This window comes from Staphylococcus ureilyticus (genome assembly GCF_025558845.1).
Lineage (GTDB): Bacteria > Bacillota > Bacilli > Staphylococcales > Staphylococcaceae > Staphylococcus > Staphylococcus ureilyticus.
The window spans coordinates 1,501,496-1,514,172 of record NZ_CP094825.1 but is presented as its reverse complement, the minus strand read 5'-3'; the positions used below and the strand labels follow the sequence as shown (position 1 = coordinate 1,514,172).

General features: G+C 33.1%; 10 protein-coding genes. 5 read left to right on the top strand and 5 right to left on the bottom strand.

Going from position 1 to position 12,677, the window contains the following annotated elements; all coding sequences use genetic code 11:
• Positions 1-46: 46 nt before the first annotated feature.
• Positions 47-958 (bottom strand): biosynthetic peptidoglycan transglycosylase, encoded by a 912-nt coding sequence (locus MUA21_RS07400; RefSeq protein WP_262560972.1) that lies wholly within the window; start codon positions 956-958, stop codon positions 47-49.
• Between the two features lie 396 nt (positions 959-1,354).
• On the opposite strand from MUA21_RS07400, the gene tyrS reads away from it, so the two are divergent.
• Positions 1,355-2,617, top strand: a complete 1,263-nt coding sequence (tyrS, locus tag MUA21_RS07395; RefSeq protein ID WP_107526080.1) for a tyrosine--tRNA ligase — start codon at positions 1,355-1,357, stop codon at positions 2,615-2,617.
• Positions 2,618-2,737: 120 nt separating this feature from the next.
• Here tyrS and MUA21_RS07390 read toward each other — a convergent pair whose 3' ends face one another.
• Positions 2,738-4,024, bottom strand: a complete 1,287-nt coding sequence (locus MUA21_RS07390; protein ID WP_107526081.1) for a S1C family serine protease — start codon at positions 4,022-4,024, stop codon at positions 2,738-2,740.
• A 166-nt stretch (positions 4,025-4,190) separates the two neighbouring features.
• Between MUA21_RS07390 and MUA21_RS07385 the strand changes: the two genes are divergently transcribed.
• The 3 genes from MUA21_RS07385 (at position 4,191) to MUA21_RS07375 (ending at position 7,833) form a co-directional block, all read left to right on the top strand.
• A complete protein-coding gene (locus tag MUA21_RS07385; protein ID WP_046206839.1) occupies positions 4,191-4,811 on the top strand; it encodes a lysophospholipid acyltransferase family protein in 621 nt (206 codons plus the stop codon).
• Between the two features lie 164 nt (positions 4,812-4,975).
• On the top strand, positions 4,976-6,472 hold the full coding sequence (gene nagE, locus MUA21_RS07380; protein ID WP_107526082.1) for an N-acetylglucosamine-specific PTS transporter subunit IIBC: 1,497 nt from the start codon (positions 4,976-4,978) through the stop codon (positions 6,470-6,472).
• 239 nt (positions 6,473-6,711) lie between these two features.
• Positions 6,712-7,833 (top strand): HAD family hydrolase, encoded by a 1,122-nt coding sequence (locus MUA21_RS07375; protein ID WP_262560970.1) that lies wholly within the window; start codon positions 6,712-6,714, stop codon positions 7,831-7,833.
• Positions 7,834-8,242: 409 nt separating this feature from the next.
• Here MUA21_RS07375 and serA read toward each other — a convergent pair whose 3' ends face one another.
• From serA to MUA21_RS07360, 3 genes are all read right to left on the bottom strand, one after another.
• Positions 8,243-9,859: a phosphoglycerate dehydrogenase gene (gene serA, locus MUA21_RS07370; RefSeq protein WP_262560968.1), complete on the bottom strand. Its 1,617-nt coding sequence runs from the start codon at positions 9,857-9,859 to the stop codon at positions 8,243-8,245.
• Positions 9,852-11,012, bottom strand: coding sequence for a pyridoxal-phosphate-dependent aminotransferase family protein (locus MUA21_RS07365; RefSeq protein ID WP_064208837.1), 1,161 nt, complete (start codon positions 11,010-11,012; stop codon positions 9,852-9,854). Before MUA21_RS07365 ends, serA begins: the two co-directional genes overlap by 8 nt.
• A gap of 164 nt (positions 11,013-11,176) precedes the next feature.
• Complete coding sequence (locus MUA21_RS07360; RefSeq protein WP_046206844.1) at positions 11,177-11,617, bottom strand: SACOL1771 family peroxiredoxin; 441 nt, start codon at positions 11,615-11,617, stop codon at positions 11,177-11,179.
• 78 nt (positions 11,618-11,695) lie between these two features.
• Between MUA21_RS07360 and MUA21_RS07355 the strand changes: the two genes are divergently transcribed.
• The gene (locus MUA21_RS07355; RefSeq protein WP_262560967.1) at positions 11,696-12,439 is read left to right on the top strand and encodes a glycerophosphodiester phosphodiesterase; all 744 of its coding nucleotides are present in this window, start codon (positions 11,696-11,698) and stop codon (positions 12,437-12,439) included.
• Positions 12,440-12,677 lie beyond the last annotated feature (238 nt).

Genomic DNA, 12,677 nt, shown 5'->3' with positions numbered 1-12,677 from the left:
CGTATGGATTAGTCTTTACTTTGGTAAAATATATTAATGAATAATTTTATTTAGTCATTAAATGAGATTTAATATCATAATTTTCTGCACGTCTATAATCATAAAGGGTAATTTCATCTTCTACTAACATACGTTTTAATACATAATGCTGTCTATTTAAACTGACTTGGATTTGATCACTAGGTTTAAGTGAGCCATCTTCATTATAGGGTGTGTAATAGTAGGGGCTTTGTAATAACCCAACTAAATAAGCAGATTCAGCAATATTCAAATCCTCAGCAGGTTTGCCAAAAATACTATAAGCAGCTGAACCTATCCCAGAAATATTTGTGCCATTATAATCACGACCAAAAGGAACAATATTTAAATATGTATATAAAATTTCATCTTTAGTCAGTATTTTTTCAGCACGCATTGAGAGTACTAGTTCATTTGCTTTTCGGTTATATGTTTTTTTATTGGTTAAAACTTGATTTTTAACAAGTTGTTGTGTAATTGTACTACCGCCCGTAGCATCCATCGAATTAAATATATCTTGACCAATCGCCCTTAAAACGGCTTTAGGTAAAATACCATTATGTTGAAAGAACAAGCTGTCTTCTGAAGCGGTTAATGCTTTGATCACATTACTATTAACATGTTTTGGACCAACGATAAGTGTATTAATAGAATTGTTATATTCTGATAAAATGTTATCACTTTTATAATCAATATCTTCATTACCAGACACATTTAATAATTTATGTTTTAATTCATTATCTGACATATGCGTTGCTTCTTTTGTTAAATTTTGAAAATAAAGTACAGATATTGCGAGTAAGATAACCAAAGAACAGCTGAATATGAAAAACAAACCTACGAAAAAGTGTTTGATTTTTTTATAAATAAATTCAAACTGTTCCAGTCTAGTAAGTTGTTTATTTTTATAATTGTCTATATCAAACATCTGTTTTTCCATAGTGGTCCTCCTTAGCTAAACAGTATTATAACATAATACAGAGTGTTGACTTTTAAAATAGAATTAAATATAATTAATATCAATTCGATATCGTTTTTGGATAGAGGAGAAGTAATATATTGTATCATCTTCAGAGAGTTAGTGATTGCTGCGAACTAACGTTGGTCTTTATATGAATACACCTTTATAGCGTAATTATCCAAACGTTTTAGTTAATGAACGTATCATTAATAAAGTTGTTTGACTTAAAGTATGGTGGTACCGTGCATATGCGCCCTTACATAATTATGTAAGGGCGCTTTTTTGCATTTCTGAGACTATTTTCTTGAATCATAGAAATGATGCAAATAAAGCCTATTCAAAACTTTATCAATATTTAATTAGGAGGTTGATATCATGACAAATGCATTAATAGAAGAATTAAAATGGAGAGGCTTAATTTATCAACAAACGGATGAAACAGGTATTGAAAATTTATTAAATAAAGAACAAGTTACGTTATACTGTGGTGCCGATCCAACTGCAGATAGTTTACACATTGGTCATTTATTACCGTTCTTAACTTTACGTCGTTTTCAAGAGCATGGTCATCGACCACTTGTGTTAATTGGTGGCGGTACTGGAATGATAGGCGACCCATCTGGTAAATCAGAAGAAAGAAAGTTACAAACTGAGGAACAAGTTGAAACCAATGTACAAAGTATTAGTAAACAAATGCATAAAATTTTTGAATTTGACACAAATAAAGGTGCAAAACTAGTTAATAATAAAGATTGGCTTGGACAAATATCATTAATTGAATTTTTACGTGATTATGGTAAACATGTCGGTGTAAATTACATGCTAGGCAAAGATTCTATTCAAACGCGTTTAGAACACGGTATTTCATTTACAGAATTTACTTACACAATTTTACAAGCAATTGATTTCGGACATCTTAATCAAACATACAATTGTAAAATTCAAGTGGGCGGTTCAGACCAATGGGGCAATATCACTAGTGGTATTGAACTCATGCGTCGTATGTATGGGGAAAATGAAGCATTTGGTCTAACGATTCCACTAGTAGTTAAATCTGATGGGAAAAAATTTGGTAAAACAGAAGGTGGAGCAGTATGGTTAGATGCTGACAAAACAAGTCCTTATGAATTCTACCAATTTTGGATTAATTCAACAGATGAAGATGTTATTAAATTTTTAAAATACTTCACATTTTTAAGTAAAGCAGAAATAAATGATTTAGAAAAATCATTGCAAGAAGCACCACATTTACGAGAAGCACAAAAAGCATTAGCTGAAAATGTAACTAGATTTATTCATGGCCAAGATGCATTAGATGATGCAATTAGAATTTCACAAGCGTTATTTTCAGGTGATTTGAAATCACTTTCAGCTAAAGAATTAAAAGAAGGATTTAAAGATGTACCACAAGTTGACTTAAACCACACGACTTCGAACATTGTTGAAGCCATTGTTGAAACGGGCATATCTTCATCTAAAAGACAAGCACGTGAAGACATAAATAATGGGGCGATTTATATAAACGGTGAAAGACAACAAGATGTAAATTATGAATTGTCAGATGAAGATAAGATCGATAATGCATTTACAATTGTGCGTAGAGGTAAGAAAAAATACTTTATGATCAATTATAAATAAGGTCATTTTTAATCGTAAGAATTGAAAGATAAAAAGGAGTTTGGACATCATTGATATCCAAACTCCTTTATTTAAAGATTAAAATAAGTGTTCTGTTTGCTTACATATTAATACATTTTATTAATTAAAAGGGACGACTTCTTCTTTAGATGAGTCTGTGCTATTGGACTTTTGTTCTGTTAATTTTACATCTACGCTTTGTGTTTTTCCTTTTCTTTCAATTGTTAGATTAACATTGTCACCTGGTTTTTTATGTTCATATAAATAAGAGCGTAGTTCTGTATCTTCTTGGACTTTTTCATCATCTATTTTTGTAATAATGTCGCCTTCTTTTAGTCCATTATCAGCATATACTTTGGCTACATATATACCATGTTTTTTATCTGTATTTAATTGTTTTTTATATTCATCTGGAATTTCGCTTAAATTTAGTAAACCAATACCAATAGAAGGGCGATCGATTTTTCCATTTTTAACGAGTTCTTTAATTGTAACTTTCACTTCGTTACTAGGTATTGCGAAACCAATACCTTCAACTTGTTCATTTGCTATTTTCATAGAATTTATACCTACTAAATTCCCATTTAAATCTACTAATGCACCACCAGAATTACCAGGGTTAATGGCTGCATCCGTTTGTAGTACATTTACTTTGTTCGCACCTGCTGATGTTTGCGTATCAATTGTACGTTCGCTAGCTGAAATGATACCTGATGTTACAGAATTTGCGAATTCTAAACCTAGTGGGTTACCCATTGCAAATACGCTGTCACCAGTTTTTACTTTAGAAGAATTTGCAAAGTTTATCGCTTTTGTACCTTTGGTATCATCAATTTTTAATACAGCAATATCAGTAAGTGCATCTTTACCTATTAATTTGGCATCTACTTGATTAGAGTTATGTAACTGTACTTTAATTTCACTAGCACCATCGATTACGTGATTATTTGTAACAATATATGCGGATCCATCATTTTTTTGATAAATCACACCAGAACCCACGCCAGCTTCTTCTGATTTAGCAGATTTCCCTTTAAGTAAGTCATCTAAATTTTGAGCTTTTTGCATATTAATGACACCAACAATTGCAGGTGATACATCTGTAATCATTTGATTCACAGAATCATATTTATCACTTTTGCCATCTAATGAATTACCAGCATTATTGTTATTACTCGCTTCTTTAACAGTTGAACCGTTATCGTCCAAAACTGTATTTTCCATTACTTTACCAATACCTAAGACGATGAGTGCACCTATGATACCAGCTATGAGTGCAACAAGTACTGTTTTGAACCATGGAAATTTTGGTTTTGTTCGATTACTAAATGTTGGTCGGCTGTGATTTGATGTTTGCGCCTCAGGTTGTTTATTGTTTGTATTTTGATCATTGTTCAAATCTGACATATTATACCTCCGATTTATTCTTTAACTCCTATTATGAAAGCTTTGTCCAACTTTTTCTAGTATATCACTATACAACTTTAGACTGAAATATAAATTATCTTGTTCATTAATGCACTAAATGATAGAATCAATAAGGTAATATAAGGTGAAAAAAGTAGGTGGAAAAATGTATAGATTTATTAGCAGTATATTAAATTTAATTATACGTAAAATATGTAAATCATTAGAAGTGCAAGGGGAAGAAAATATTCCTCAATTACATAGGTATGTCGTCACTTGTACTCACGAAAGTTACAATGAAGTCATTATGTTAGGTATGGCTATTTATCCAAATCAAATTCATTATATGGCCAAAAAAGAGTTGTTTAATAATAAATGGTTCGGTGGATTTTTAAGTTCACTTAATGCTTTTCCAGTCGACAGAGAAAATCCTGGTCCAAGCACGTTGAAAAAGCCAATTAAATTATTAAAAGAAAATAAAACAGTTGGTATTTTTCCAACTGGCCATCGTATGAAATATGACGAAGGTTCACCGATGAAACGAGGTGCAGTTACAATTGCTATGATGGCACAAGCACCCATCTTACCAGCGGCATATATTGGTCCCAAAAAAATTCAGGGCTTAATCACAGGCAAATCAATTATTAAATTTGGTGAACCTATCGACACTAAAAATTTACCAAAAGATATGAAACGAAATGAAAAATTAGAATATTTAACAAAAGAATTGGAAAAAAGAACAATTCAATTACAAAATGAATTAAATGCGTCTGTAGCACATAAATAATTCATTTTACTCATTTTGAATCTTATTTTATATACGAATTTTATAAAACTTGTGTTATTATGGAACTGTACAATGACAACAAGTATAACGCTTTCATTCACCACGTGGACATTTTGTACATGTGGTGATTTTTTGGGTAATTTATTGGGAAATGGGGAATGATTATGTATAGTTTCTTTCAACGTTTGGGAAGATCGCTCATGTTGCCAGTTGCAGTGTTACCAGCAGCTGCTATTATCGTTGGTATTGGTAATGCATTAACAGCACTTGGTATATTGCCAACTATAGCTGCGTTCTTTTCTACAGCAGGGTCAACGATACTAGAACAACTGGGAATATTATTTGCAATTGGGGTCGCTTTAGGTATGGCGAAAAAAAATGACGGAGCAGTGGCGCTTGCTGCAGCTGTTGGTTTCTTCTTAACAACCGTCGTGCTTAGTCCTGAAAAATTAGCACCATTATTGGGTGTGAAAGAAACAGGAGTAAATGAAGCGTTCGAACAAATGAATAATCAAAACGTCTTAATCGGTTTGATTATCGGTTTAGTTGCTGCATATACGTATAACAGATTTAGTAAAACTGAGTTACCAGCAGCGTTATCGTTCTTTAGTGGTAAACGTTTGGTACCTATTTTAACTGCATTCTTTAGTATATTTATAGCAGTTATTATGTTATTTGTTTGGCCGGTTGTGTACTCAGCAATTGTTACATTTGGAACATGGATATTGGATTTAGGACCTGGTGGTGCATTTTTATATGGCTTTTTCAACCGTTTGTTAATACCTACCGGGTTGCACCATGCATTGAATACAGTGTTCTGGTTAGATTTAGTAGGTATTAATGATATCGCTAAATTCCAAACGGGTGATGGTGCCGTTAAAGGTATTACAGGACGCTATATGGCTGGTTTCTTCCCAGTAATGATGTTTGGGATTCCAGCAGCAGCATTAGCGATGTATCATACTGCTGAGACAAAACAGAAAAAAAGAGTTTATGGCTTAATGTTTGGTGGAGCGATTTCAGCATTTTTCGTTGGCGTGACTGAGCCAATCGAATTTTCATTTATGTTTGTAGCACCAATACTATTTGTCATTCATGCACTATTAACTGGTTTATCTCTGTTTATTGCAGCGCTATTCCACTGGACGGCAGGGTTCTCATTTAGTGCGGGGTTAATTGACTTTTTACTATCTCTGATTAATCCAGTAGCAAATCATCCACTGATGTTAATGGTTCAAGGCGTAGTGTTCTTTGTGATTTATTATGTTGTATTTAGATTAGCGATAAAATGGTTGAAACTTAATACACCTGGTCGTGGTGATAACTTACTACCTGACCCGACATCAGAAGAAGCTACAACAGGTGACACTGCAGATTCAGCTGAGTCTGAAGGGGAGTTACAGAAAAATAAGTATTCAAAAACGGCTAGTCAAATCGTAGAAGGTCTTGGTGGCAAAGAAAACATTACTTCTTTAACAAATTGTGCTACTCGTTTACGTATGGAACTCAATGATAATAGTATTATTGATGAAACTAAGATAAAAAGTGCTGGTGCAGTAGGTGTTACAACAAGCGGTAAGCACAACACCCAAGTTATCATTGGGACGCAAGTACAACAAGTAGCAGACGAAATGGAAGCACAACTAGAAGATCATAGTTAGATAGACGTCGTTTGAAAGTTTTATTATAAAGTTGTAGCAATTCATACAATCACGTTTGGAAATTAGCGATAAGTACATGTTATCGTTTCATTTTCAAGCGTGATTTTATTTTCAAATTAATTTCATGAAATTAATAATATATTTCTATATATATCTTTTGGAAATACATTGCTCTTTTCACATGTAAATAGTACGATATACTAGTATCAGAATTTTCTGATTAAAGGAGAGGAACTAAGATGAAGTCGGTATTATTTGATGTTGATGGTGTGTTTTTAAGTGAAGAAAGGTGCTTTGATGTATCTGCATTAACGGTTTATGAAATGTTAATGAGTAAAGATTATATTGCTATTGACCCATCTATAGATTTTCATGAACTGGATGATGAGCAAATTTCTGAAATAAGAGAGATTGTCTTCTACCATGATGAGATCTTAACAAAGTTAAAATCTTTAGGGTTGAATTCAAACTGGGATATGTTATTTATTGTTATTGCATTGCATTACATTGACTTATGCAAATCACTTACTCAAGAGGAATTGTTTATTGCATTGAATTCAAAAAGCTTTAGTGAAAAAACGCTACAATTTCTCGGTGATCATATTTCTAATATTGAGCTTAATTTTGAATTACCTCTTTCATTTTTAGATGGTTTAAGTTCTGGTAAAGAAAATATATATCAAGCATTAATTGAACATGCAAAAGTACAATTAAATACAAAAGATGCTGAATTATTTGAGTTGAAAAGTCCTTTCTGGACGCTAGCACAAGAAATATATCAGGAATGGTATTTAGGTTGCGAATTATATCATGAAGTAGAACAGAAACAACAACGCACTGACTTTAAAAAAGGCTATATATATCAAGAGGTAGTGCTTAGACCTGTTAGTGAAATCAAGCAATTGTTAGAAGATTTAAAAGACGCTGGTTACCAAATTGCCATTGCTACAGGCCGACCACGTACTGAGACAATCGTTCCATTTGAAACATTAGGGATTAAATCATTGTTTGACGATTTACATATTGTGACTGCTAGTGATGTATTGATTGCAGAAGAACATTTTCCTGATTTAAAGCCGCTAGGGAAACCCAATCCATTTAGCTATTTAGCAACGCTAGATGGTAATGATTTGCAACATTATAAAAAATATGCAACAAATCAAGAAAATCGTGTAAACCCAAATGAAGTATTTATTGTGGGTGATTCATTAGCTGATTTATTAAGTGCGAAAAAGATAGGTGCAACTTTTATTGGTCCTTTAACCGGTTTGAAAGGACAAAATGCACGTGAGGAATTAGAAAGCTATGATGCTGAATATATTGTCAATCATGTTGGTGAAATTCGAGATATCTTATTATAATACAAATATTGAAGATTGAAGAATATAAGGGATATTAATATATATTTACACCTTGTTAACGCTGATTACGATTAATGACTTACAGGGTTTACTTGAACTAAAGCGCATATAGAAATAGTTAGGGATGATATGAGCGAGAGACTATAGCCTCGAGCCATATCCCCAGGCAAGCATGTACAGTCAAAATTGTAATATTTTAATTATAAAGAGGACCAATCCATATTATGGATTGGTCCTCTTATTTAGAGAATGGGGACTTATGTCCCAGCCTCTATTTTTCTGCTATTTATGTCCAGACGCTTAAATAGTACTTCATATGAATAAGACAGTTAATAATAGTTCAAATTAAAAGTATATTGATAAAAAACTGAAAGGACAATCATTTTGTTGTCCTTTCAGCTTATTATTGTTAAATATTATAATTTTCACTTACTGCAACATCTAATTCTACACTTCTTATTAGATTAAATCCTTCGATTTCATATAAACCATCGATTACATCTTGTGTTACAGGATGATCAATTGATAAAATCATCAACGCATTACCACCTTGGTTTGTGCGCCCTAAATGCATAGAAGCGATATTGATATTGTATTCACCTAATATTTGACCTGTACGTCCTACGATACCTGGTCTATCGTTATGATTGATAACCAATTGATGTTTTTCAGGTTTGAAATCAACAGGGTATTCATTAATACGTACGATTCTTGGGCCATAGCCATTTAGTACAGTTGCACCAATTTTAATTTGTGTGTCTTTATTAATTAAAGTCAATTCAATATAATTGCTAAACCCACGATGTTTGGTATCTTTTTCTATATTATATGATACACCTTGCTCATTTAGTAATACTAAGGCATTTATTAAGTTGACACGTTCTGCTAAATCTTGGCGTAATACACCTGATACAAGGGTTCTAGTAAGTAAACTTGTATCATCCAGTGCGATATCCCCTTTATATTTAATTTGTAACTCACGAGGGGCTTTTTCCAATAATTGAATACCTACTTCACCAGTTAATTTACTTAATTCAATATATGGCTTTAATTCATCATTAATTTCATTGAAGGACATTTTTGGTGCGTTAATCGCATTAACGACATTACCGTGTTCAAATATGTCTATGATTTCATTGGCAACGGAGACTGCAACTTTTTCTTGTGCTTCAACAGTAGATGCACCCAGGTGTGGTGTGACGATGATTTTATCATGCGCAACAAGTGGTGATTCAGTTGCAGGTTCGCTTTCAAATACATCAATTGCAGCGCCCTGAATTTGATTAGTATCTAATGCTTCGACAAGCGCAACTTCATCAATGATACCTCCGCGCGCAACATTGATAATTTGAAGGGTCGGTTTTGCTTTGTCAAAAAATGCTTTATCTACAATACCTCTTGTTTTTGGAGTCAGCGGTGTATGCACTGTTACAAAATCTGCTTGTTCAGCAATTTCATCAATTGTAGCACGTGTCACATTAAGTTCTTTAGCTTTGTCTTCTGACAGATAAGGATCAAAAGCAAGTATGTTCATACCAAAGATTTGTGCACGTTTTGCTACACCAATTCCAATTCTCCCAGCACCAATAACACCTAATGTTTTATTATAAAGTTCAGTGCCTCTATAAGCTTTACGATCCCATTTACCATTTTTTAATGATTGGTGGGCTTGAGGGACGTTACGTGCCATGGATAAAATCATTGCCATCGAATGTTCAGTAGCTGAAATTGTATTCCCATCAGGTGCATTAATAACGATAACACCATGTTTAGTAGCAGCTTCTACATCAATATTATCCACACCAACGCCAGCACGTGCGATAACTTTTAAGTTTGGTGCAGCAGCAATGATATTAGATGTGACTTGGGTTTGGCTACGTACAATCAGACCCTCATAGTTAGGAATGATTTCAGCTAATTCTGTTTCATTCAAATCAGTTTGAATGTCGACATTAAAATCGCTATGATCTGTTAGACTTTTTAAACCATCTGGTGAAATTGGATCTGAAACTAAAATTTTATACATATGCTTTTACGACCTCCATATATTGTGTGATAGCTTTACCAACATAAGATTCATTTCTAAATTCTGACAATAGTATTTCTAACGCTGATACAACTTGTAAAATATCAAAAGGCGATATTTGCCCCATATGGCCAATACGTAATATTTGGCCTTTTAAATGACCCTGGCCACCAGCAATTGTAATGGCAAATCTATTTTTTAATTCACTCTTAATATAGTTGAGTTCATCTTTAGATTTTGGAGTGAACGCAGTGACAGTAGGAGACGCATAAACATCTTGAACCAATAATTCCAAATCTAATGCTTTCAATGCTTGTCTTAATCCATCCCTTATCGCATAATGCCTAGCAACAACTTGATCTAAACCTTCTGCATTGATTAGTTCGGCGTATGCGTTTACACCTCTAAATAAAGATACATTGGGTGTGAAAGGTGTTGAATGTTCAGCCAATGATTTTAAATATTTATTTAAATCTAAATAAAATCTAGGCGTTTCTACTGCGTTAAATCGTTCTTTTGCACGATTATTATAAGCTACAAATCCGAGACCGGGTGGAAGCATAATTGCTTTTTGACTACCTGAAACAAGTACATCGATATAATCCCGGTCTAAATCTACATCAACAGCTCCAATACAACTAACACCATCAACTACAAAATATATCGATGAATCAAAGTCGTTTAATGCTTTGCCAAGTTCATGAACAGGATGTAATACAGCAGTAGAAGTCTCGCAATATTGACTAAAGACTGCTGTGATTTCAGTGTTTAAAGATTTTAAAAAGTCGATAAAGTCAGGAACACTGACCGCTTGTCCCCATTCAACTTCAAATATATGTACATTATCGTAATAAGTTTCTGCAATTTGTTTAAATCTATTGCCAAATGCACCAGAAACAATTACAACGATGTCATCATCTGGATTTGCTATATTTAGCATACTCGCTTCAAGTACGCTGGTACCACTTGAAGTAAGTATCATAACCTCATTTTTAGAACCAAAGATAGGTTTAAGTGATTTAAAAGCTTGTTCTGCGATAGCTTCAAAATCACTTGATCGATGTCCGACCATTGGTAATTGTGTAGCGTGTAATATATGTTCTGGTACAGGTGTTGGTCCTGGTGTAAGTAACAAAGGATGATAATATTTCATGTGTAATTCCCCCAATGCTTATGATTGTCAAGTTTAGCAAATTTTCAGAAAATATAAAAGTGTTAAAATTTAAAATAATTAAATATATTCAAATTTCTAATAATATGTAAGGGCATACATTGTTATTATAATCATATTCCGTCATACATAAAATGATTGCAAAATTATTTTAATATAGGTTCTATTTTGACGTCGACATTGCCTCTTATAGAATTTGAAATCATGCAATTATTGTCTGCAATCTTTAGTAACTTTGGTAGTTTCTTTTTTAATTGTTCTTTCTGTGTTGTATCTACATTTATTTCAGGATAATGTGTAATGGTATCCATTTTAAATTTGGCATTTTCAAATATAGCTAATCCAATAGTTGATTGTTGTATATCAATATTGGTAAAACCTGAGCGTTCTAATACAGCCGCAAGGGAAATGATATAACAAGATGATGCTGCGGATACTAATAACTCATCAGGATTCGTACCAGTTCCATTTCCGCCTAGACCTGCTGGGATAGATATTTGTTCATTCAAAATATCACCAGAAAGTTTACCGACTGATTCTCGTCCATCTTCCCATTTTGTAGTTACTTTAAATTGATGTTGTACCATTGCTTTGACCTCCATTGTTTTTATGATAACTTAAGTTTAGTGGATTCTAGTTTATAATGAAAGGGGAGGGCACTTTTTATGTCATTTGAATACGAAAAACATCATATAATGTTAGTTGCGCATCGTGGCTTGGCAATGGATTATCCAGAAAACACCAGTATTGCTATTCAAGCTGCCCTTCAAAGCAATGCAGATATTTTAGAGATAGATCTACATAAAACGCGGGATGGTCAGTTAGTTGTGATACATGATGACACTATTGACAGAACATCAAATGGTAGGGGGAAGGTTGGAGAACAAACACTTAATGATTTAAGACAATATGATTATGGTATAAATAGTAATCCAAGATATACCAAACAAACATTGCTGACATTTGATGAAGTATTAACATTAATCAAAGCATCGTCTCAGGCATTATTAATAGAAATGAAACAACCTAAAAATTATCCCGGCATTGAAAATGATTTAATAGATAAACTACAGCAATATGAGCTAGATAAAAATCAAGTGATCATTCAATCTTTTGATCAAAATTTTATAAAACAACTATATCTGAAGCATTATGGCTATCGATTAGGTGTTTTAATTAGCAAAAAACGATATTGGTATAAAATGCCATCTTTTAAAAAAATAGCTGAATATGCTGACTATGTTAATCCACACTTTTCCTTAGTAACGAAAACCTTTATGAAAAAAGCACATTATCATGGATTAAAAGTAATGCCTTATACTGTTAATGAAAAAAGCCAAGCGATAAAACTAATCCGTATTGGTGTCGATGGTCTTATTTCTGACAAACCACATCGCTTATTTTGTTAATTCAATAACTACCTGAGCTAAAGCTCATGCATAAGAACCACTAACCCAACAAGTTGAGAAGTGGTTTTAAGGATTACCTGAGCTAAAGCTCATGCATAAGTCCCACTAACCCAACAAGTTGAGAAGTGGTTTTAAGGATTACCTGAGCTAAAGCACATGCATAACCCCCACTAACTCAACAAGTTGAGAAGTGGTTTTAAGGATTACCTGAGCTAAAGCTCATGCATAACCCCCACTA